Source organism: Blattabacterium cuenoti (genome assembly GCF_014251335.1).
Taxonomy (GTDB): Bacteria; Bacteroidota; Bacteroidia; order Flavobacteriales; family Blattabacteriaceae; genus Blattabacterium; species Blattabacterium cuenoti_G.
Window position 1 is genome coordinate 301,763 of the sequence record NZ_CP059186.1, and the last position, 21,735, is coordinate 323,497.

Sequence of the window (21,735 nt, forward strand, 5' to 3'; positions counted from 1 at the left end):
TTTATTTTTTTCCTATTTTTTCTGGACGCATTTGTGGAAAAAATAAAACTTCTTGAATTGATTTTTCTTGAGTCAGTAACATTACTAAGCGATCTATTCCAATTCCAATACCTGCAGTAGGAGGCATTCCGAATTCTAAAGCACGTATAAAATCTTGATCAATAGATATAGATTCGTTTTTTGTGTTTCTTAACTTCATTTGTTCTCGTAAACGATCCAGTTGATCAATAGGATCATTAAGTTCTGAATAAGCATTAGCAATTTCTTGCCCATTTATGATAAGTTCAAAACGTTCTGATAAATTTTCGTTATAACGATGTCTCTTGGTTAAAGGACTCATTTCAACGGGGTAATCAATAATAAAAGTAGGATTAATGTAATTTTTTTCGCATTTTTCTTCAAAAATATTTTCAATTAATTTAGCTTTACTCATTTTTATATTTTCTTCTATATGCAATTTTTGACAAACTTTTCTTAATTCTTCCTTTCCCATTTCTTTTATATCAAATCCTGTATATTTTTTAATAGAATCCAATATGGGGATCCGAGGAAAAGGAGTTTGAAAATTAAAATGATTATTTTCTTTTTTTTGAAATTTATTACAGATACATTTCATCAATTTTTCTGTAAAATTCATCATCCAATAATAATCTTTATAAGCAACATAAAGTTCTAATACAGTAAATTCTGGATTATGAAGACGATCCATTCCCTCATTTCTGAAATTTCTAGAGAATTCATATACCCCGTGAAATCCACCAATAATCAATCTTTTCAAATAAAGTTCATTAGCTATCCGTAAATACAATGGAATCCCCAGTGTATTATGATACGTTTCAAAAGGACGAGCTATGGCTCCTCCAGGAATGGATTGTAAAATAGGTGTATCTACTTCTAGATACCCCTTTTTATCAAAAAAATTCCTTATTTTTTTAATGATCCGAGTCCGTTTTAAAAAAATTTCTTTTACATGATCATTGACTATAAGATCAACATAACGCATACGATAACGTTGTTCTGTATTAGAAAAAGCATCATATATTTTTTTGTTTTTATCCATTTTGACTTGTGGTAAAGGTCGTATAGATTTGGATAATAAAGTGAATTGGTGAACATGTATGGTGATTTCATCCATTTTTGTTTTAAATAAAATCCCTTTTACTCCAATAATATCTCCTATATCTATAAGTTTTTTTAAAAAAACATTGTAAGCATCCTCTTTTTTTATTTGATCCGGAGATAAAAATAAATGATCCTGTGTAAAGTATATTTGCATACAACCCGTATGATCTTTTATTTCTCCAAAAGAAGCTTTTCCTAAAATACGCAAACGCATTAACCGTCCAGCTATGCTTATAGTTTCTTTTTCCGTAAAATTTTTTCGTATATTACAAATGGTCGTAGTTACTACATATTCTTCTGAAGGATAAGGATTGATACCCAATAGTTTCAGTTGATATAGTTTTTTTCTTCGTATAATTTGTTGTTCTGATAAATTTGTGTGTATGTCCTCCATACGAAACGAACGAATTGAATAAAACTAAGGTACATTTGTTTTTTTTATTATATAAATTTTTCAAAAACTATGAAAAAAAAAATACTTTTTTTCGAAGATTTAGGAAAAAAAGAATATCAAGAGACTTGGAAATATCAGAAAAAATTATTTGATGATATTATACAAAAAAAAATCAATAATATACCAGCTAATAAAGCGGGATATTTGCTTTTTGTAGAGCATCCTCATGTATATACTATAGGTAAAAATGGAAAAAAAGATAAACATTTGTTGGTTTCGTCAGATTTTTTAAAAAAAAAAATGTTTCGTTTTCTCAAACGGATAGAGGAGGGGATATCACTTACCATGGTCCTGGACAATTGATAGGATATCCTATTTTAAATATGGATTATTTTTTTACGGATATTCATAAATATCTTCGTCTTTTAGAAGAAGTGATTATCCATTTTATGTGGAAAAATTTTAAAATAAAGGGAGAAAGAAAAAAAGGAAAAACAGGGGTTTGGTTTAATGTAAAAAATGGAAAATCAAGAAAAATATGTGCAATAGGAATTAGAATGAGTCGTTGGGTAACCATGCATGGATTTGCTTTAAATGTAAATACAGATTTACAGTATTTCAATCATATTATTCCTTGTGGAATTTATAATCAAGAAGTGACTTCTTTAAAAAAAGAATTGAAAAAGAATGATATCTCTTTTCAAGAGGTGAAACGGATGGTAAAAAAATCTTTTCAAGAAATTTTTGATGTAGAATTCATAAACATGCCAAAAAAATTGGATTTTTAGATTTTAATTTATTGGTTCGGCTATCATAATTCCATCCTTATCTACTTTTTTCATTAATACATCTTGTAATGTATTTTCATATATAGAAGAATTGTATGAGTTTAATGCTATCTTAGTCCGAATATAATTTTCGGTATATCCATACAAATATTCTTTATTGTGATAATTTTTTTCGAATAAAACAGTTTTTTTAGTGTGAATTTGTTTTTTACAAAAAAATCGATATTTCTTTTTTGAAAGAACTCTCAAAACCTGATTCCGTTTCCATTGTATTTTTTTAGATACATTATCCTGTATCGTACTGGATTTCGTATTTGGTCTAGTAGAATAGGTAAATATGTGTAAAGATGAAATTTCTAATTTTTTCAAAAAATGATAAGTATCCAAAAAATGTTTATGTGTTTCTCCAGGAAAACCAACAATAAGATCTGAACCTATATAAGCATCTGGCATTAAATATCGAATTTTTTTTACTTTTTCTTGATAAAGTTCTCGTCTATAACGTCTATGCATTTTTCCCAAAATATCATTGCTTCCAGACTGGAAAGGGATATGAAAATGAGGAACAAAATGTTTACTTTTAGATAAAAATTCAATACATTCATTTTTTAACAAATTAGGCTCTATAGAGGATAAACGTATTCTTCCTTTTTCTTTTTCTTGTATTTGATCTATAGCTTGTATTAAATCAAAAAATGTATATAACCGTCGATTTTCTCCGTATATATTTTTTCCATAGTCTCCGATATTGACACCTGTTAACACGATTTCTTTAACTCCTTTATTAAAAAGAAATCTAATATTTTTCAATATATTTTCTATACTCTCAGAACGAGAGGGGCCTCTTGATATAGGAATGATGCAATAACTGCACTTATAATCACATCCATCCTGTATTTTTAAAAAAGAACGAGTTCTATCTCCAATGGAAAACGATGGAAAATAAGTTTTTTTTGAAATAATTTTTGCATAATATTTTTTTTTCAAAAACCATTTTCTATTAACATAATCTATGATTTTAGATTTTTCTTCATAGCCTAAAACGAGATCGACTCCAATAATAGAAGATACGGCTTCAGGATTTAATTGAGCATAACATCCTATTACTATAATGAAAGCTTTCAAATTGATATTTCTAGCAGAACGGACAATATGCTTAAATTCAATTTCTGCATTTTTTGTGACAGAACAACTATTGATCACATAAATATCTGCATAACTCTTGAAAGTAACATGTTTATAATATAAGTTAGAAAACTTTCTTGCTATGGTTGAGGTCTCTGCGTAATTTAGTTTACATCCCATGGTATAAAATGCTACTTTTTTTTTCAACATTTCTTTGATTTTAGTCTATATGATCTGATCATATGCTATCTTATTATCTGTTATCTGCAGTCGTAAAGTCGTGAATCTGTATTATATCTATCTTTTCTAAACAAACTAACTAAGATGAAAAATAATCTTCAATTCCACTATGGCTAGCTTTTATCGCTTTTTTTCCTTTTGTCCAATTTGCGGGACAGACTTCTCCACTGTTTTCATAATATTGAAGTGCATCTATCATACGAATAGCTTCATTAACATTTCTACCTAAAGGAAAATCATTAATTAAAATATGTCTTATGACCCCTTCTTTATCTATTAAAAATAATCCTCTATAAGCAATAAGTTCTCCCGTTGCTTTCAATCCTTCATTATTGCAAATCCAATCTCCAGATAACACTCCATAGTTATGAGATATAGTCTTATTGATATCAGAAACAATAGGAAAAGTTACCCCATGTATTCCCCCTTTTTTTTTTGGCATCTGCAACCAAGCCCAATGAGATTGTTCTGTATCCGTAGAAACCGCAATGATTTGTACATTTCTCATTTCAAAATCATAAATTTTTTCTTGAAATGCATATATTTCTGTAGGACATACAAAAGTAAAATCTTTAGGATAAAAAAAAAGTAAAACATATTTACTTCCTTTAAATTGTTCCAAAGTAAAATATTGTACAATTTCTTTACCATTTAATACCGCACTAGCCGTAAAATTAGGCGCTTTTTTTGAAATTAATGTATTCATTTTTTTCGTGTTTATATGCACGAATTTACCAAAACTTAAAAAAAGAAAAAAATAATTATTATAAAAAATCAGACATATCTATGTAACTTTTTATGAAGTTCATTTTTTATATTTGTTAAATGTATAATTTTTTTTATAAAAACTTCTCTATTCTTATCTTTTGAAAGATAATTCTGATAATGTATGATCTCTTTTTGAATCAATTTAGAAATATATAAAGATTGATATCTCAATAAAATATCACTAATATATTGATTCATGTGATCTTCTTGAGATGAAACTTGTATTCCTTTTCTATCCCATTTGGATAAAAAATAAAATTTTGTATTTTCTTTATAAAAAAAATTTGATGAATCTTTTTTTTTCCTTAGTAAGCAAATTTTATCAAATATTTCTTGGTTTTTTTTTAAAGAAAAACGTAAGTTCCTGCATTTAAAAATACGCAATATTTCTTCTAAAACCGTTGTGTTATATTCTTTTTTTTTTATAATTTTATTTCCATGATTTAAAATTAATTGAATCAATTTATTTTCAATAATAAGAATAGTGTTTCTTTTTTTTGAAAAAAACGTGGGGGAGACCTTAACTGTACTAAATTTTTGTGCTTTATTTTCGTTTATTCTTTTCAATTCAGAAATCAGAACTTCTTGACGAATGTTGAGTACTTTGGAAGCTTCTTGCAGGTATAATTCCTTTTGAATAACATTGGATATTTTTGAAATACTATTCAAAATATTTTTAACTAAGAATGATTTTTTAATGGGATCATCTTTATGGAATCTTTCATATATTTTTTGTTTAAAGGAAACAAAATTGTAACTATTTTTTGCTACAAAATCTTTGAGTTGAGAAAAAGAATATTTTTTGGATATCAAATCTGGATCTTCACCATTAGAAATAAATAATATACGTAAATTCATTTCTTGTTCTAGCATCATATTAATTCCTCTCAAAGAGGCTTTAATTCCAGAACGATCTCCATCATAAAAAAGAACAATATTTTTTGTAAATTTTTTGATCAATAGGACTTGATCCACGGTGAGTGAAATGCCCGAAGAAGAAACTACATTTTTTATACCAGATTGATGTAAAGAAATAACATCTGTATATCCTTCCACTAAATAACAAAAATTTTCTTTTAGAATGTTGATTTTAGCTTGAAATAAGCCATATAAAATTTTACTTTTTTGAAAAATATTGCTCTCTGATGAATTAATGTATTTAATGGAATGTCTAGAATCAATATTCCTACCTCCAAAACCTATAACCCTTCCTGATAAATTATGTATTGGAAACATCACACGTTGACGGAAACAATCAAAAAAATGATTGTATTTCTTCAAAATAGTAACCCCAGATTTTTTTATATCTTGTATTTTAAATCCTTCTTTTAATGCAGTTTTCGTAAGTCTATTCCAAGAAATAGGGGCATAACCTAATTCGAATTTTTGAATTATTCTTATGTCAAAACCTCTTTTTTGAATTAAATAATTCAATCCATTTTTATTTCCTTCTTTGGTAGAATGTAATTGATAAATAAAAAAACGTTTTGCATAATCTTGTATCAAGTATAATTTTTCGTATTCTTCTTCCTCTTTTTTATGTTTTTTATCTATATGATCAATCTTTATATCATATTTTTTAGCAAGAAAACGTAATGATTCCTCATAAGTAAAATGTTCATGTTCTATAAGAAAAGTGATAATATTCCCTCCTTTTCCAGAACTAAAATCTTTCCATATTTTTTTTATAGGAGAAACTATAAGAGAAGGTGTTTTTTCATTAGAAAAAGGACTTAATCCTCTATAATTCAAACCACTTTTTTTTAATTCGATAAAATCTCCAATAACATCTTCTATACAAGAAACAGAAAGTATTTTTTTTATAGTTTCTTTAGAAATCATAATAATATTTAATTTCCTAATTTCATTCTATGAATAATTTTTTTTGGATTAGAATCAGAAAAAATAGTAGTCCCTGCCACTAATATATCTGCTCCATTTTTGAATAATAATGAAGAATTTTCTAAATTAACTCCTCCATCTACTTCTATAAGAGCAGAAGAATCTTTTCTTAATATTAAATCTTTAATATCTTCTAATTTTTGATATGTTTTATGAATAAATTTTTGACCACTATAACCAGGATTAACACTCATCAATAAAACAAAATCTATATCATTAATAATGTCTTGTAAAAGAAAAACTGGAGTATGTGGATTCACAGCGACGCCTACCTTCATCCCATTTTCTTTAATATCATTAATTGTTCGGTTTAAATGAATACAAGCTTCATAATGAATATGTAAATGATCAGCTCCGCAAGCTTTTAACTGTTCAACATAACGTTCTGGCTGTAATATCATTAAATGAACATCCATCGGTTTATGTGCATATTTTTTTACATATTTAGTAAACAAGAATCCAAAAGAAATATTAGAAACAAAGGAAGAATCCATTATGTCAATATGAAACCAATCTGCCTCACTTTGATTCAGCATTTCTATATCACGATACAAAAAAGCTAAATTTGCTGAAAGTAAGGATGGAGCTATAATTTTTTTCATATTTTTTAATAATTAAGAATTAGTTAAAATTTATAGTATATTTTTATGAAATCATAGCTTCACTAATTCCAGTATGAGAAAAACCTCCATCATGATATAAATTTTGCATAGTTACTTTTCTTGTTAAATCTGAAAAAAGTGTAATTATATAGTTTGCGCAATCTTGTGCAGAAGCGTTTCCTAACGGGGATATTTTTTCAGATAATATGAAAAGTTGATTAAAACCTTTAATAGCTTTTGCTGATCGTGTTATACTAGGAGATTGTGATACAGTATTCACCCTTACTTTTTCTTTGATTCCCCAATGATATCCAAAATTACGTGTAATACTTTCTAAATAGGATTTATAATCGGACATATCTCCATAATGTGGAAAACTTCGTTGAGAAGCAATATATGTTATAGCCACAATAGAACCCCATTTATTCATCGCTTTTTTATTCCAAGCTGTTTGCATAATTTTATGATAAGATACAGCAGATATTTCCCATCCTTTTCTTAAAAATTCATAATTTAAAGAAGGATAAGTTAAACCCTTTCGGATATTCATAGACATAGCTATGGAATGCAATAAAAAATCTATTTTTCCTTCAAAATGATCTAATGTTTTTTCAAATAAAATATTAAGATCTGGAATGGAAGTGGCATCTGCTGGAATCACCATAGATTTTGTTTTATGAGATAATTCATAAATTTTACCTATTCTTAAAGAAGCTGGTGTATTGGTTAATACAAAAGATGCTTTTTCTTCATAAGCGCGTTCTGCTACCTTCCAAGCAATAGAATTTTCATCAAAAGCTCCAAATATAATTCCTTTTTTTCCTTTCAATAAATTGTAAGACATAGTTAAAATATTGAACTAAAAATACCTATTTTTTGAAAATATATCCTTTATAACGGATAAATAATCCAACTTTTCCCATGTGAAAAGTTCTACTTCTTGTTTTTTTTGATTCCCTTCTATATCGAAAAAAGACTTATACACTTTTTTAGGAGTTTTTCCCATATGTCCATACACAGATGTTTCCTCATATATTGGCTTACGCAATTTTAATCTTTTTTCTATAGCATAAGGACGTAAGTCAAAAATTTTCTTTATATTCGACGCAATGTTTTCATTATCTATTCTTGATTTACCATAGGTATTGACAAAAATTCCTATGGGTTCTGCAATACCTGCAGCGTAAGATATTTGTATCAGTATCTCATCTGAAATTCCTGCTGCTACCAAATTTTTGGCTATATGTCTAGCGGCATAAGCTCCAGATCTATCCATTTTAGATGGATCTTTTCCAGAAAAAGCTCCTCCACCATGAGATCCTCTTCCTCCATAAGTATCTACTATAATCTTTCTTCCGGTAAGACCTGTATCACCATGAGGTCCTCCCGTGACAAATTTTCCTGTTGTATTGATGTAATATTTTGTTTTATCCGTAAATAATTTTTTTACATTTTTTATATTATTCATTTTCCAAACTCTTGGAATAAGAATATTCTTAACATCATCAACTATACGTTGATGCATTTTTTCTTTCGTATCAAATTCATCATGTTGAGTAGAAATGACAATAGCGTGAATATGCACCGGAACATTGTCATCAGAATATTCTAAAGTTACTTGAGATTTTGCATCTGGACGTAAATAAGTCATTTTTTCCCCTTCATTTCTAAGAAATGAAAGTTCTCTTAATATATGATGCGATATTTCTAATGATAAAGGCATATAATTTTCCGTTTCTTTCACCGCATACCCGAAAATAATTCCTTGATCTCCAGAACCTTGTTCTTCTTTTTTTGATCTATGAATCGCCTCTAATAGATCCAAAGATTGTTCTTGAATAGAAGAAAGAACTCCACAAGAATCTGCATTAAATCTGTATTCATTTTTAGTATATCCTATTTTTCTGAGAATATCACGAGCTATTTTTTGAACATTAACCCAGGTATTAGAATTGACTTCTCCAGATAATATAATTTGTCCCGTGGTGACTAAAGTTTCTATAGCTACTTTTGCATTTGGATCATACGCTAAAAAATGATCTAATATAGAGTCAGATATTTGATCTGAAATCTTATCAGGATGACCTTCTGAAACAGATTCGCTGGTAAATAAATAAGCCATTTTTAGGAGGACTAAGAAGTATTTTTATTTTATTAATTATTAAAAAATTATAAATAATATAAAAACATTATCTAATTTGATTCTGAATTTTAATAGATTCTTGATGTAATAGTTTAAAAATTTTTTCAAGTAATTCTTCAGAAATTCCTAAATTTTTACCAAAATTAAGAGATTTTTTCATAATATCTTGCCATCTACTGGGTTGAAAAATAGCAATATCTGAAGCTTTTTTTAAAGATCCTAATTTTTTGGAAACGTTCATTCTTTCTGATAAAAGCGTAATAATATTTTCATCTAGTTCATCAATTAAAATTCTAAAAGAATCTAAAGATCTTTTACTTTTTTGATCACATTTTTCGACATATGTTAATTCTTTTAACATTTCCAAAAGATTTTCGGGAGTGATTTGTTGTTGAGCATCGCTCCAAGCATGATCAGGATCACAATGACTTTCTACCATTAATCCTTCATATTGAAAATGATAAGCTTTTTTTGCTATATCCAAAATCCCTTCTTTATTTCCACAAATGTGTGAAGGGTCACATATTATAGGAATTCTAGGAAGAAGGCTCCTAAAATTTAACAAAAGATTCCAATTAGGTTGATTGCGATATTTTGAGTTTTTGTAGGTGTAGAATCCACGGTGTATGACCCCTAATTTTCTAATTCCTTTTCCCAATAAACGTTCTAAAGCTCCGGTCCATAATTCTATATCAGGATGAATGGGGTTTTTTACTAAAATGATTTTATTCTCTTCTCCTTCCAGAGCATCCGCTATTTCTTGAATTGTAAAAGGACTTGCTGTGCTTCTAGCACCTATCCAAAGAATATCTATTCCAAAAGAAACGGCTAATTTCACATGTTCTGCATTTGCTATTTCTGTTGCCACCATTAATCCCGTACTATTTTTAACCTTATGAAGCCATTCTAATCCTTTTCTTCCAATTCCCTCAAAATTATTGGGTTTCGTTCTCGGTTTCCATATTCCAGCTCTAAATACTTGAACATAGGAAGGATTCAATCTATTGGCTGTTTCTAATATTTGTTCTTCACTTTCTGCACTGCAAGGCCCAGATATAATGAAAGGCTGATTCCACTTATCAATCCAAGATCTGTCTATACTATTATTCAATTTTTCCATCACAATACATTTAATTTACACATATTTTTTATTTTTTATATCGTTTGCCTTTTTCATATATTCATATATCTTATGAAATTTTTTGTCTATTAAATAATTACGAAATTTATTTAAATGATCAATATAAAAATCTATAGCTTGAATCATATTTTCTCTATTCGAAATAAAAATAGGCAACCATGTTTCAGGTTTACTTTTAGCTAAACGTGTAGTTGAATCTAATCCACTTCCCATCATATTATTAAAAACTTTCTCTTCATTTTTAAATTTTTTTAAAACGGTACTCGCTAAAGAAAAGGAAACCACATGAGGTAAATGAGATATATAAGCAATATATAAATCATGTTCTTTAGAGGTCATATAAATCATACGCATGTTCATAACAGAATATATTTTTATAGCGATAGAGATTGCATCTGGAGCACTCAGTTCAGAATCACAAATGATACATTTTTTTTTATAAAACAAATCAGAATAAGCTGAAATAGGTCCAGAATTTTCAATTCCTGCAATCGGATGTGTAGCTACAAAACGACTTCTTTTAGGATGAGAATAAATTCTATTACAAATATCATATTTAGTAGATCCAGTATCTAAAATGACTGTATCCGTAGTGATTCTATTCAAAATACTTGGAAGAATTTTATCTATTCCATCTACAGGAATGGATAAAATAATTACTGAAGATTGCACAACAAGATCCTGCAAAGGAATTATCTCATCTACAATTCCAAGTTTTACAGCATGTAAAGCATTTTCTTTATTAGAGTCTGTTCCTAAAAATTTATCTCCAAAATTGGATTTTCTCAATCCTAAACCAATGGATCCTCCAATCAATCCTAATCCTATTATTCCAATATTCATGAAAAAATTCTATTTTTTGCCTCTTCCAAAATTTTTATTGGACAACACATAGAAAACCTTACATATCCTTTTCCATTATGACCAAACACTCTACCAGGTGTCACAAATATGTGATAAGTTTTGAGAAATTTTTCGGACCATATACAATCATTTTTATCTGCATCAGTTATTTTTGCCCAAACAAATATTCCAGAACTTTTTTTCGCATATTTTAAATTTAAATAATCACATATTTCCCATATAATTTTTTTTCGTTTTATATATTCTATATTCAATTTTTCAACCCATTCTGAATCATGATTCATAGCTTCTATGGCTCCAATTTGTATGGGATAATACATCCCAGAATCCATTTGACTTTTTATTTTCAATATATTCTGAATAAATTCTTTTTTTCCTATTATCATTCCAACACGCCATCCAGGCATATTGTAACTTTTACTTAAAGAATTTAATTCCAAAGCTATATCTTTAGCCCCTTTCACATTAAAAATACTTAAAGGACGTTCCTGGTTCAATATAAAACTATAAGGATTGTCATGAACGAGTAATACACGATTTTTTTTCGCAAATAGAACAATTTCTTCTAATCTTTCAAAAACAATTGTTGCTCCCGTAGGCATGTGAGGATAGTTAATCCACATAATCTTGGCTTTTGACCTAGATATAGGTATATTTTCCAGTCTAGGAATCCAATTTTCATCCTCATCAAGATCATAATATATAATTTTTGCTTCTAAAAGTTTTGATATAGAGGAATAAGTAGGATATCCAGGATCGGGAATTAATACCTCATCTCCTTTATCTAAATAAGACATACTTATATGCATAATTCCTTCTTTAGAACCCATTAATGGTAAAATTTCATTTTTAGGATTTACATCAACTTGATATACTTTTTTATACCAATTAGAAATGGCATTCCGCAATTCTTCTATTCCAATGTAGCTTTGATAAGTATTAGCATGCTTCAATTCTGATGCTTTTTTCATTTTATGTACAACACTATGTGGAGGAAGAAGATCAGGATTTCCAATTCCTAAATTTATAATTTTTACACCATTTTTTTCAAGATTATATATTTCCTTCATTTTTTCGGAAAAAAAGTATTCCGATATTTTATGCGTTCTTTTTGCTGCTAGAATCATTATAAAGATCTTATTCTACCATTTTTATATTCTCCCATAATAGAAAATTGATGAATACAGGGAATTTCTTGTATTTGTTTTTTCATTTTTTCATAATCTTTTATATTGCTGAATATAATATCCACATAAAATGAATATTCCCAAGGTCTTTGTATGATAGGGATAGATTGTATTTTCGTCATGTTAATTCCAAGACTAGATATAAAACTCAATATCTGAGATAAACTACCAGTAGTATGCAATATTTTGAATATTAATGAAGCTTTATTAAAATAATCATTTTCTTGTTTATAACAATTTTTAATGACGAAAAATCTAGTAAAATTGCTTGTAATAGTTTGTATATTCTTGGAAATGATTTCCAGACCATATTCTTGAGCCGCATTTTCAGACGCTATTGCAGCTAAGCCTTTTTTTTTGCATATAGAAATATATTTAGCAGCAGCAGCTGTATCTGAATATTCAGATATTTTTATATCAGGATGTGCATCTATGAACAATTCACATTGTAAAATAGCCATAGGATGAGAATATATTTCCTTAATATTTTCTATATTTTGTCCGGGGGGAGCCATGAGATGATGTTGTATCGGCATATATATTTCTCCCACTATTTTTAAATTATATTCAGATAAAAGACTGTAATTCGTCAATATCGTACCTGCTATGGTATTTTCTATAGCCATTACTCCAAGATCTACATTAGATTTTGCAACGGAAATAGCCAATTCTCTAAAAGAAGAACATTCCATCAACTTATAATTACATCCTTCAAAATATCTGGAAACAGCTGCATGATGAAAACATCCCTTAACCCCTTGTATCCCTATTTTTTTCATGAAATCAAAAAAAAGATTGAACTACTATCAATTGAGCGGAAAAATTTGAAGCAAATATAAAAAATTATTCCATTTTATACAATTTTTTCAATTTATATGTATATATAATTTAAGTGATCAAATATGAATAGACAACAAAAAGATTAAAACGGTTAACTTTATATTTTCGTATTCTATTATTTCATTATGAAAAAGAAAAAATCTTCTATAGGATGGAGGAATGAAAACAAGCATCCTTCTCTTTCGGAAGTTTTTTCTTCCGTTTCTGTTCCTAAACAGAAAGGAATATGGAAAAAACTTTTTGCTTTTACTGGTCCAGGATTATTAATTGCTGTAGGATATATGGATCCAGGAAATTGGGCAACAGATATTGCTGGAGGAGCTAAATTTGGTTATATGCTTTTATCCGTCATTTTTATATCCAATTTTTTTGCCATTATTTTGCAACATTTAGCTTTGAAATTAGGAATTGTTTGTGAAAGAGACTTAGCACAAGCTTGTAGAGATCATTATCCTCCCTTTATTAGTTTTATCCTATGGATATTATGTGAAATTGCTATTTCCGCTTGCGATTTAGCTGAAATCATTGGTTCCGTATTAGCCTTAAAATTGCTTTTTGGCATTCCCATTACATGGGGTGTATTGATTACAGCTATAGATGTTTTTATTATTTTATTTTTCCAATCTAAAGGTTTTAGATATATTGAAAGTGTAGTAGCTGCTTTAATTTTTACAATTTTAGTTTGTTTTAGTTTTGAAATTATTAGTTCCAAACCTGAAATCTTTCCCATATTAAAAGGAATTATACCTACCCCTGAAATTATGAAAAATTCGCATTCTTTCTATATATCTATAGGAATATTAGGAGCAACGGTAATGCCACACAATCTTTACCTTCACTCAAGCATTATACAAACCAGAGATTATCCACGTACTATTGAAGGAAAAAAAATGGCGATAAAATATGCGACCATAGACAGTACTTTATCTTTATCCTTAGCATTTTTTATCAATGCAGCTATATTAATTTTATCTGCTTCCACTTTTCATAAAGCGGGACATACAGAAGTCGCAGACATCATGGATGCTCACAAACTTCTAACTCCTATACTGGGTTCTAGTCTGGCTGGAGTTTTTTTTGCATTAGCTTTACTAGCATCAGGACAAAATTCAACATTAACTGGAACTCTATCTGGACAAATAGTCATGGAAGGCTTTCTGAATTTAAAATTAAAACCTTGGATTAGAAGATTAATAACAAGACTTATAGCTATTGTTCCAGCTATGATTGTTTCTATTTTTTATGGAGAAAAAGGAACAACTGAATTATTAATAATTAGTCAAATTATTTTATCAGTACAACTAAGTTTTGCTATTGTTCCATTAGTTAATTTTACAGGAGATTATGAAAAAATGGGACCATTTGTCAATGGGCCTATTTTAAAAATATCAGCTTGGTTTATTACCATCATCATTGTATTGCTCAATTTATTTTTATTATATGATACTTTATTAGGAAGAAGATAATACTTCAAAATTTAATGTAAACTCGCATTTTCGATGTAAACGGATATTTACCTGATGTTTTCCTATTGTTTTAATTACTTTATTTCCAAGTATTCTAATAAATTTTTTATCTATAGAAATTCCTTCTTTATTCAAAATTTTCATAATATATTGATTATTAATGGAACCAAAAAGTTTTCCCCCTTTACCTACCTTAACTGGGATTTTAATAGTTAATTTTTTTAATTTATTTTCTATTTCTTTCGATTTTTCAATTAAAAAACTTTCTTTTTTAGAACGTTGTTTCAATATTTCATGAGTATTTTTTATAGTTCCAGGTAAAGCTAAAACAGCATACCCTTTAGGAATAAGATAGTTTCTAGCATAACCAGGTTTTACATCTAATTCATCGTATTGAAACCCTAAATTTTCTATGTCTTTTTTGAGGATAATTTTCATTTTTATCTTAAATCATCTGTCACAAAAGGTAAAAGGCCAATCTGTCTACATCTCTTAATAGCTGCATTTAATTTATTTTGATTTTTTTGTAAAGTGCCTGTAATACGACGTGGTAAAATTTTTCCTTGCGCATTCAGAAATTTTATTAAAAATGTAGGATCTTTATAATCTATATATTTAATATTTCTTTTTTCAAAAAAGCAATATTTTTTTTCTACTTTTGTTTCTATTTTAATAGGAGATAAATATCTTAATTCATTATCTACTACTTGTTTTGCATGTTTATGGGGTTCCTCTAATATCATAATTCTTCATCTTTTTTTAACAATTTTGTTCTTCTTTTTTCAGCATATTCTATTCCATGTTTATTTAATTTTACAGTTATAAAACGTAAAATACGCTCATCTTGCCTTAATTTCAATTCTAAATCAGAAACTAAATCAGAATTTAACAAAAATTCAAACAAGTGATAACATCCGCTTTGTTTTTTTTGAATGGGATAAGCTAGTTTCTTTAATCCCCAATGTTCCTGGTGAACGATTTTTCCTTTTTTTTGTATGATATAATTTTCATATTCTTTTGCTGTTTCTTTTGCTTGATCATCAGATAGTATAGGAGTTATTATTATAACATTTTCATAATGGTTAAACATTGAATTTTTTTTTTACGAAAATGTAAATCTATATTTTTATGTTCTTTTTTCAAAAAGATTCTAAATTTTTTCTTTGATTTGATTGATCAGTTTTTCGATACGTCGTATACTTTCTTCTTTTCCTAGTATTTCAAAAATTATGAAAATATCAATTCCTTTTAGAATCCCCACTACAGCTAAACGAAATAATTGCATGATTTGATGTTTATTTTTTATTGTTTGAAACAAAAATCTCAAATTTACAGATGTAAATTGATTCATATTATATAACAATATTTTGGCATTTTTTAATTGAAGAATGGTATTTTCATGACAAATTTTATTAAAAAAATTAGCTTCATAAGAACTAGGAGAAATAAAAAAATAAAAAGAATGTTCCCATATTTCATGAATAAAATGAATCCGATTCATTGTTAAATGGATTACTTTCCATAAATAATCTGTTTTGCATGAAATAGAATGTGTTTTGATTTTTTTGGAAAGAAATGCAAATATTTCTTTTTTTTTTTCATTTAAATATTTTTTATTGAACCAATTTGCTTTTTTTATATCAAAATAAACACCAGATTTAGTTATTTTTTCTAAAGAAAATAAATTGATTAATTCTTGTAAAGAAAAAATTTCCCTTTCACCTCCAGGATTCCATCCTAATAAAGCTAGCATATTCACAAACGCTTCTGGAAAATAACCTAATTCCCTATATCCTGGTAAGATAATTTTTGTTTTTGGAATTTCCCATTGTATAGGATATATAGGGGAATTTAAGCTATTTGTGTTTCTTTTACTAATTTTTCCTTTTCCATTATTTTTTAAAATTAAAGGTAAATGTGCAAAATTAGGAGGAGTCCACCCCAAAGCCCTATATAACAATACATGCAAAGACATAGATGGAAGCCATTCTTCTCCTCTTATCACATGAGTAATTTTCATTAAATAATCGTCTATTGTATTAGCTAAATGATAAGTAGCTCCTCCATCAGATTTTAACAAAATTTTATCGTCTAAATGATCTGTATTAACAATTATATTGCCACGTATTATATCATGCATTTTCAATTTTTCTCCAGGTTCTATTTTAAATCGAATCACATAAGAACAAGATCGCAATTTATCATGTAATTGTTCTTTTGTCATAGTTAAAGAATTGTTCAGTTTCATTCTAATTCTAGAATTATAAGAAAAAGTCAATCCACGATGATTATATTCTTTTCTTTTTTTATCAATATCTTGATTTGTATCAAAAGCATAATAAGCATAGCCTCTTTTTAACAATTTATTGATATACATATGATATATATCCCCCCTTTTAGATTGAAAATAAGGAGAATAAGACCCCCCATACCCAACCCCTTCATCAGGTTCTATCTGACACCATTTTAATGCCTCCAAAATATACGATTCAGAATTTTCAACGAATCTTTTTCGATCAGTATCTTCTATTCTAAGCACAAATGTTCCGCCATGTTTTTTAGCAAAAAGATAATTATATAATGCGGTTCTGATTCCACCTAAGTGCAGTGGGCCTGTAGGACTAGGGGCAAAACGAACTCTTACAGAATGTAGTGACATAAATTTAATTTATTTTCCAATACAAAATTTTGAAAAAATATTTTTGAGTATATCTTCACTTGTGATTTCTCCCGTAATTTTTCCTAAATACCGTAATGCATCTTTAATATATATTGATACTAAATCTACTGAAATTCCTTTATTAAAAGCATTATGTGCCAATGATATTTCTATTAACGATAGTTTTAAAGCTTCATAATGTCTATCTTGTGTTACCACTATTTTTTTTCCCTTTAATTTATCCAAAAATAAAGAACTCAAAGCATTGAGTACCCTTTTTACATCATGATAATTTTTTGATGAAATTTCAAAAAAATAAGGAATTTTTGAATCGAAATTTTCAAAATCATGAAGAGGAGATATATCTGATTTATTCGCTATGGAAAAAATATTTTTTAATGGATATTTTTTGTGAATTTTTTTAATATCACTAATAATTTTTTTTTTTTCTTTATTTGAAGAATCAAAAATATATAATATGACTTGAGCCTCTTCCATTTTTTTCATGGTTTTTTCCACTCCCATAATTTCTATAGGATCTTTAGTTTTTCTAATTCCTGCTGTATCCAAAAAATGAAAAAGAATTCCATCCAAAATGATTTCTCCTTCCACACAATCTCTAGTTGTTCCTTCTATATCGGATATAATGGAACGGTCTTCCTGAATTACCTGATTAAAAAAAGTAGATTTCCCCACATTGGGTTCTCCAATAATGACCACATAAATTCCTTTTTTTATAGCATTTCCTAACGAAAAAGATTCAATTAAATCTTTTAAAGTCCCTTCTAATTCTTGTAAAAAAGAAAAAAGTTCTGATCTTTTAGCAAAAATCACATTTTCTTCAGAAAAATCCAATTCCAATTCTAGTAAAGATGCAAAATCCAATAATTTTTTCCTTAAATCCTTAATAGTGTTAGACAATGTTCCTTTGATCTGTTGTAAAGATATTTCATGAAAAATTTTATTTTCAGATACAATCAAATCAGCTATAGCTTCAGCTTGTGATAAATCTACTTTTTTATTGATAAAAGCACGCAATGTAAATTCTCCAGGACGAGCCAAACGTATTCCTTTTCTAATGAGCAATTGCAAAATCTGTTGTTGAATATAACAAGATCCATGACAAGAAATTTCTATCATATTCTCTCCTGTATAAGAAAAAGGAGATTTGAAAATAGAAACTAAAACTTGATCTAATAAATTATTATTTTCTGCTACAACATATCCTAAATGAATTGTATGTGTAGATTGGTTTTCCAGTTTTTTGCCAGATTTAATAGAAACAAAAATATTTTCAACAATAGATATGGAATTTTTTCCAGAAATACGAATAACAGAAATAGCACTAGATCCAATAGGAGTTGCTAAAGCAACAATGGGATCTCCATCTAAATCTAACATAAAAAATTACGTATGATGTATAACAAAAAACATACAATTCTTAATTTATCTATCTATATCTATCCATAAAATAAGTATTTTTTTTGAAATTTGCATCATTTTAATTTATTCATATGGAATCTTTTTACAAATTTTACCGTATATTTCAAAACACTCTTCAATATTTATATCCAGAACCTAAGGAGTTAGAAAGTATCTTTTTTTTACTCACTACCCATATTTTTCAATGTGATAAAACAACTATTTTATTGCGATTAAGTAAAAAAGAAAAAATAAATTTTTTTACTTACAATCAATTAATAAAAAAATTATGGGAATTAAAAAATAATAGACCCATACAATATGTAATTGGTCAATCCTACTTTTTTGGTATGAAATTCATAGTTAATGAAAAAGTATTCATTCCAAGACCAGAAACGGAAGAACTTGTATACTGGATTCTACAGGATCAGGATCATAAAGATTACAATCATGATACCCCCGTTCAAGTATTTGATATTGGAACAGGAAGCGGATGCATTAGTATTACTTTAAAAAAGAAAAAACCTGAAATTATACACATTTTTGCCATTGATTCTGATCAAGAAGCTCTTGATATAGCTTGTAAAAATGCGAAATTACATAATGTAAAAATTACATTAAAAAACATAGATATCTTGAAAGATGTAACATACATACCCCCAAAAATGAATAAAAATTATGTAAACATTATCGTAAGTAATCCTCCTTATGTAAGACTATCTGAAAAAAAACTCCTACATCCAAATATTGTTCAATATGAACCTTATAAAGCTCTATTTGTTCCTGACGAGGATCCTTTGATTTTTTATAAAAAAATTTCTTTTTGGATCAAAAAAAGACTAACTGGAATTGTTTATGTTTATTTTGAAATAAACCAATTTATCTATTTAGATATTATTGATTTTATGAAAAAAATAGGGTTTCTAAATATAGAAATAAAAAAAGATTTTCAAGGCTATTTCAGAATGGTTCGTGGAGTTTATTACGCAAACGAATAATAAAAACAATATGGAAAAAATAGAAATAGAAAAAAAAATATATCAACTTAGAAAAAAATTGTTAAAATATAATGATCAATATTATAATTTGGATACTTCCGTGATATCAGATTATCATTTCGATAAAAAATTAAAAGAATTATCTTTTTTAGAGAAAAAATATCCTGAATTACAGGATCCGACTTCTCCTACAATAAAAATAGGAGCAGAAGTCCCTAAAACAGACTATGTTTCTACTGTTTTTCATAAATACAAAATGTACTCTATTCAAAATACCTATTCTAAAAAAGAATTGATGATTTGGAAAAAAAAAATCAGTAAATCAGTTCATTCTTTATCTTTTGTATGTGAACCAAAATATGATGGAGTATCTATTAATTTGATTTATAAAAACGGATTTTTAACAAATGCGGTTACTCGTGGTGATGGAGAACAAGGAGAAGATGTCACAAAAAATATAAAAACGATAAAATATATTCCTTTAAAATTAAGAGGGAATAACTATCCTACATATATTGAGGTACGTGGAGAAATTTTTATTCCTATAAAGAGTTTTATAGAAATTAATAAACAACGTATCAAAAATGGACAATCCCCTTATGCCAATCCAAGAAATACGGCTAGTGGAACACTGAAAATTCAGAATATACAAGAAGTACGTAAAAGAGATTTATTTTGTATAGTATTTCATGTTGTAGGAAATAATTTACCTTTTCATACACAATATGCAGCTATAAAATACATAAAATATTGGGGATTTCAAGCTCCGAAAATAGCACGTTTTTGTAGGAACATAAAAGAAGTTTTCCATTTTATAGACTTTTGGAAGATAAGTAAAAATAAACTCCCTTATCAGACAGACGGAATAGTAATTAAAGTCAATGAATATCAAAAACAATCCCTTTTAGGATTTACCAATAAATATCCACGTTGGGCTATTGCTTACAAGTTTAGACAAAAATTGTCTGAAACCAAATTATTAAGTATAGCCTTTCAAGTAGGACGTACGGGAATCATTACTCCTGTAGCCAATGTAGTGCCTCTTTTAATTTCTGGAACCATAATCAAAAGAGTCGCACTTTATAATGATAGTTTCATACGAAAAATGGGAATTCATTATGGAGATACACTTTTATTAGAAAAAGGAGGGGATATTATTCCAAAAGTCACAGAAATAAACATCAAAAAAAGATTGAATAAAACCGTTCCTGTATTTTTTTTAAAAAAATGTCCATCATGTAATAGCATTTTAACAAAAAGAAATGAATTATTCTACTGTACTAATCAAAACTGTTTCTCTCAAAGAATAGAAAAAATAACACACTTTGTAAGTGTTATGAACATAAAAAAGATTGGAGAAAAAATGATACATAAACTATACAAAAAAGGTTTTTTATATAGTTTTTATGATTTATATGAATTGAAAAAAAAAGAATTACTTCAAATTGATGGAATCAAAGAAAAATTGGCATGTGGAATTTTGAATAATATAGAAAAATCTAAAGCAAATCCCTATTGCAGAGTATTATTTGCTTTAGGAATTCCTCATGTAGGAGAATATATTTCCAAAAAATTAACAGATAATTTTTCTGAAATCAATTCTTTAATACATGCAAATTACAATTATTTAATTTCTATTCCTGGTATAGGAAAAAAAATTGCAAAAAGTATCATTACTTATTTTTCAATTACGGAACATCAATCCATAGTTAAGATGCTTGTAAAATATGGATTACATGTTTCTAAATATCCTAAATATCCTATGATACAAAAGTATTCTTTGATTGAAGGAAAATCTTTTGTATTTACAGGAAAATTATCTTGTATGACCCGTAATGAAGCTAAAAATATAGTAGAATTTTTAGGTGGAATAGTATATAATACTGTAAATAAAAAAATTAATTTCATAGTAGTTGGAAAAAATTTTGGTTCCAAATTAAAAAAAAGTATGAAAAAAAATCACGTAAAAATTTTGACAGAACATATTTTTTTGGATATGCTTCAAAAAGAAAAAAATAAAAAATAAATCAATTTTAACGATTACCAGTACTTAATTTAAGTACGTATAGATGGT

Annotated in this window: 19 protein-coding genes and 1 pseudogene; 4 read left to right on the top strand and 16 right to left on the bottom strand. The window is 27.5% G+C overall.

What is annotated here, in order from left to right:
- Window position 1: 1 nt before the first annotated feature.
- The gene (gene lysS / locus H0H73_RS01440; protein ID WP_185852441.1) at window positions 2-1,516 is read right to left on the bottom strand and encodes a lysine--tRNA ligase; all 1,515 of its coding nucleotides are present in this window, start codon (window positions 1,514-1,516) and stop codon (window positions 2-4) included.
- Between the two features lie 69 nt (window positions 1,517-1,585).
- On the opposite strand from lysS, the pseudogene lipB reads away from it, so the two are divergent.
- Window positions 1,586-2,304, top strand: a pseudogene (gene lipB / locus H0H73_RS01445) (lipoyl(octanoyl) transferase LipB).
- A 3-nt stretch (window positions 2,305-2,307) separates the two neighbouring features.
- Here lipB and mtaB read toward each other — a convergent pair.
- The 10 genes from mtaB to H0H73_RS01495 all read right to left on the bottom strand — a co-directional run bounded on the left by mtaB (window position 2,308) and on the right by H0H73_RS01495 (window position 13,055).
- A complete protein-coding gene (mtaB, locus tag H0H73_RS01450; protein WP_185852442.1) occupies window positions 2,308-3,639 on the bottom strand; it encodes a tRNA (N(6)-L-threonylcarbamoyladenosine(37)-C(2))-methylthiotransferase MtaB in 1,332 nt (443 codons plus the stop codon).
- Window positions 3,640-3,748: 109 nt separating this feature from the next.
- Window positions 3,749-4,375 carry a peroxiredoxin gene (locus H0H73_RS01455; RefSeq protein ID WP_185852444.1) on the bottom strand — a complete coding sequence of 209 codons (627 nt, stop codon included), beginning with the start codon at window positions 4,373-4,375 and terminating at the stop codon, window positions 3,749-3,751.
- Window positions 4,376-4,443: 68 nt separating this feature from the next.
- Complete coding sequence (gene dnaG / locus H0H73_RS01460; protein ID WP_185852446.1) at window positions 4,444-6,279, bottom strand: DNA primase; 1,836 nt, start codon at window positions 6,277-6,279, stop codon at window positions 4,444-4,446.
- Window positions 6,280-6,287: 8 nt separating this feature from the next.
- Window positions 6,288-6,941: a ribulose-phosphate 3-epimerase gene (gene rpe, locus H0H73_RS01465; RefSeq protein ID WP_185852447.1), complete on the bottom strand. Its 654-nt coding sequence runs from the start codon at window positions 6,939-6,941 to the stop codon at window positions 6,288-6,290.
- A 43-nt stretch (window positions 6,942-6,984) separates the two neighbouring features.
- Entirely contained in the window at window positions 6,985-7,785 is an 801-nt protein-coding gene (locus tag H0H73_RS01470; protein ID WP_185852449.1) for an enoyl-ACP reductase FabI, read from the bottom strand.
- A 15-nt stretch (window positions 7,786-7,800) separates the two neighbouring features.
- Window positions 7,801-9,063 (bottom strand): methionine adenosyltransferase, encoded by a 1,263-nt coding sequence (metK, locus tag H0H73_RS01475; protein ID WP_185852450.1) that lies wholly within the window; start codon window positions 9,061-9,063, stop codon window positions 7,801-7,803.
- Between the two features lie 67 nt (window positions 9,064-9,130).
- On the bottom strand, window positions 9,131-10,204 hold the full coding sequence (locus H0H73_RS01480) for a bifunctional 3-deoxy-7-phosphoheptulonate synthase/chorismate mutase type II (RefSeq protein ID WP_185852452.1): 1,074 nt from the start codon (window positions 10,202-10,204) through the stop codon (window positions 9,131-9,133).
- A gap of 15 nt (window positions 10,205-10,219) precedes the next feature.
- Window positions 10,220-11,068, bottom strand: a complete 849-nt coding sequence (locus tag H0H73_RS01485; protein ID WP_185852454.1) for a prephenate dehydrogenase — start codon at window positions 11,066-11,068, stop codon at window positions 10,220-10,222.
- Window positions 11,065-12,216: a pyridoxal phosphate-dependent aminotransferase gene (locus tag H0H73_RS01490; protein ID WP_185852456.1), complete on the bottom strand. Its 1,152-nt coding sequence runs from the start codon at window positions 12,214-12,216 to the stop codon at window positions 11,065-11,067. Before H0H73_RS01490 ends, H0H73_RS01485 begins: the two co-directional genes overlap by 4 nt.
- Window positions 12,216-13,055 (bottom strand): prephenate dehydratase, encoded by an 840-nt coding sequence (locus H0H73_RS01495; protein WP_185852457.1) that lies wholly within the window; start codon window positions 13,053-13,055, stop codon window positions 12,216-12,218. Before H0H73_RS01495 ends, H0H73_RS01490 begins: the two co-directional genes overlap by 1 nt.
- A 186-nt stretch (window positions 13,056-13,241) precedes the next feature.
- Between H0H73_RS01495 and H0H73_RS01500 the strand changes: the two genes are divergently transcribed.
- Window positions 13,242-14,582, top strand: coding sequence for an Nramp family divalent metal transporter (locus H0H73_RS01500; RefSeq protein ID WP_185852459.1), 1,341 nt, complete (start codon window positions 13,242-13,244; stop codon window positions 14,580-14,582).
- On the opposite strand, the gene rplI is transcribed toward H0H73_RS01500, so the two are convergent.
- From rplI to mnmE, 5 genes are read right to left on the bottom strand one after another with little or no spacing between them, the layout of a single operon-like run.
- Window positions 14,568-15,020 carry a 50S ribosomal protein L9 gene (gene rplI, locus H0H73_RS01505; protein WP_185851889.1) on the bottom strand — a complete coding sequence of 151 codons (453 nt, stop codon included), beginning with the start codon at window positions 15,018-15,020 and terminating at the stop codon, window positions 14,568-14,570. The genes H0H73_RS01500 and rplI overlap by 15 nt on opposite strands.
- Window positions 15,021-15,022: 2 nt before the next feature.
- Window positions 15,023-15,325 (bottom strand): 30S ribosomal protein S18, encoded by a 303-nt coding sequence (rpsR, locus tag H0H73_RS01510; protein WP_185851890.1) that lies wholly within the window; start codon window positions 15,323-15,325, stop codon window positions 15,023-15,025.
- Window positions 15,322-15,672, bottom strand: coding sequence for a 30S ribosomal protein S6 (gene rpsF / locus H0H73_RS01515; protein WP_185851891.1), 351 nt, complete (start codon window positions 15,670-15,672; stop codon window positions 15,322-15,324). Before rpsF ends, rpsR begins: the two co-directional genes overlap by 4 nt.
- A gap of 60 nt (window positions 15,673-15,732) precedes the next feature.
- Window positions 15,733-17,241, bottom strand: coding sequence for a glutamate--tRNA ligase (gene gltX / locus H0H73_RS01520; RefSeq protein WP_185851892.1), 1,509 nt, complete (start codon window positions 17,239-17,241; stop codon window positions 15,733-15,735).
- Between the two features lie 9 nt (window positions 17,242-17,250).
- A complete protein-coding gene (gene mnmE, locus H0H73_RS01525; protein WP_185851893.1) occupies window positions 17,251-18,642 on the bottom strand; it encodes a tRNA uridine-5-carboxymethylaminomethyl(34) synthesis GTPase MnmE in 1,392 nt (463 codons plus the stop codon).
- A gap of 113 nt (window positions 18,643-18,755) precedes the next feature.
- On the opposite strand from mnmE, the gene H0H73_RS01530 reads away from it, so the two are divergent.
- Both H0H73_RS01530 and ligA read left to right on the top strand, forming a co-directional pair.
- On the top strand, window positions 18,756-19,661 hold the full coding sequence (locus H0H73_RS01530; protein ID WP_185851894.1) for a N5-glutamine methyltransferase family protein: 906 nt from the start codon (window positions 18,756-18,758) through the stop codon (window positions 19,659-19,661).
- 10 nt (window positions 19,662-19,671) lie between these two features.
- Window positions 19,672-21,687 carry an NAD-dependent DNA ligase LigA gene (ligA, locus tag H0H73_RS01535; protein WP_185851895.1) on the top strand — a complete coding sequence of 672 codons (2,016 nt, stop codon included), beginning with the start codon at window positions 19,672-19,674 and terminating at the stop codon, window positions 21,685-21,687.
- The last annotated feature ends 48 nt before the right edge of the window (window positions 21,688-21,735 follow it).

Excerpts from the sequence above, each read along its gene's own strand:
- H0H73_RS01470 (WP_185852449.1), bottom strand. The coding sequence starts at position 7,785 with ATGTCTTACAATTTATTGAAAGGAAAAAAAGGAATTATATTTGGAGCT.
- mnmE (WP_185851893.1), bottom strand. The coding sequence starts at position 18,642 with ATGTTAGATTTAGATGGAGATCCCATTGTTGCTTTAGCAACTCCTATT.
- H0H73_RS01480 (WP_185852452.1), bottom strand. The coding sequence starts at position 10,204 with ATGGAAAAATTGAATAATAGTATAGACAGATCTTGGATTGATAAGTGG.
- rpe (WP_185852447.1), bottom strand. The coding sequence starts at position 6,941 with ATGAAAAAAATTATAGCTCCATCCTTACTTTCAGCAAATTTAGCTTTT.
- H0H73_RS01490 (WP_185852456.1), bottom strand. The coding sequence starts at position 12,216 with ATGATTCTAGCAGCAAAAAGAACGCATAAAATATCGGAATACTTTTTT.
- rplI (WP_185851889.1), bottom strand. The coding sequence starts at position 15,020 with ATGAAAATTATCCTCAAAAAAGACATAGAAAATTTAGGGTTTCAATAC.
- metK (WP_185852450.1), bottom strand. The coding sequence starts at position 9,063 with ATGGCTTATTTATTTACCAGCGAATCTGTTTCAGAAGGTCATCCTGAT.
- gltX (WP_185851892.1), bottom strand. The coding sequence starts at position 17,241 with ATGTCACTACATTCTGTAAGAGTTCGTTTTGCCCCTAGTCCTACAGGC.
- lysS (WP_185852441.1), bottom strand. The coding sequence starts at position 1,516 with ATGGAGGACATACACACAAATTTATCAGAACAACAAATTATACGAAGA.
- H0H73_RS01495 (WP_185852457.1), bottom strand. The coding sequence starts at position 13,055 with ATGAAAAAAATAGGGATACAAGGGGTTAAGGGATGTTTTCATCATGCA.
- rpsR (WP_185851890.1), bottom strand. The coding sequence starts at position 15,325 with ATGATATTAGAGGAACCCCATAAACATGCAAAACAAGTAGTAGATAAT.
- rpsF (WP_185851891.1), bottom strand. The coding sequence starts at position 15,672 with ATGTTTAACCATTATGAAAATGTTATAATAATAACTCCTATACTATCT.
- H0H73_RS01500 (WP_185852459.1), top strand. The coding sequence starts at position 13,242 with ATGAAAAAGAAAAAATCTTCTATAGGATGGAGGAATGAAAACAAGCAT.
- dnaG (WP_185852446.1), bottom strand. The coding sequence starts at position 6,279 with ATGATTTCTAAAGAAACTATAAAAAAAATACTTTCTGTTTCTTGTATA.
- ligA (WP_185851895.1), top strand. The coding sequence starts at position 19,672 with ATGGAAAAAATAGAAATAGAAAAAAAAATATATCAACTTAGAAAAAAA.
- mtaB (WP_185852442.1), bottom strand. The coding sequence starts at position 3,639 with ATGTTGAAAAAAAAAGTAGCATTTTATACCATGGGATGTAAACTAAAT.
- H0H73_RS01485 (WP_185852454.1), bottom strand. The coding sequence starts at position 11,068 with ATGAATATTGGAATAATAGGATTAGGATTGATTGGAGGATCCATTGGT.
- H0H73_RS01530 (WP_185851894.1), top strand. The coding sequence starts at position 18,756 with ATGGAATCTTTTTACAAATTTTACCGTATATTTCAAAACACTCTTCAA.
- H0H73_RS01455 (WP_185852444.1), bottom strand. The coding sequence starts at position 4,375 with ATGAATACATTAATTTCAAAAAAAGCGCCTAATTTTACGGCTAGTGCG.